The organism is Aquabacterium sp. A08 (assembly GCF_011742065.1).
Map to the genome: position 1 here is coordinate 1 of NZ_JAAQQT010000138.1, position 326 is coordinate 326.

A 326-nucleotide genomic window follows, 5' to 3' on the forward strand; every position below is an offset into this window, starting at 1 on the left:
TGCAGCCCGCGCAGGAACAGGTACACCGCACCGCCCATGTGGCGGTCGTAGTCGTAGCCGGGCAGGCGCTGGCGCAGCAGCCGGTGCAGGGCCAGCAGGTAGAGCGCGTACTGCAGCTCGTAGCGGGCGCGCAGCACCTCGGCGCGCAGGGCGTCGGCGGTATAGTCGGCGTCGTGCGGACCCAGCCAGTTGGACTTGTAGTCGGCCACGTAATAGCGGCCCCGGTGCTCGAACACCAGGTCCATGAAGCCTTTGAACATGCCGTGCAGCCGGTCGTCGCGCAGCGGCGGCCGCGGCGCGCCGCCCAGCGTGTGGGCGGTGACGAG

The 326-nt window shown here is 70.9% G+C and carries 1 protein-coding gene; it reads right to left on the reverse strand.

What is annotated here, in order from left to right; translation table 11 throughout:
- Window positions 1-326 (reverse strand): PD-(D/E)XK nuclease family protein (locus HA630_RS00785; RefSeq protein ID WP_166832067.1); only part of this gene is annotated, 326 nt, incomplete at both ends.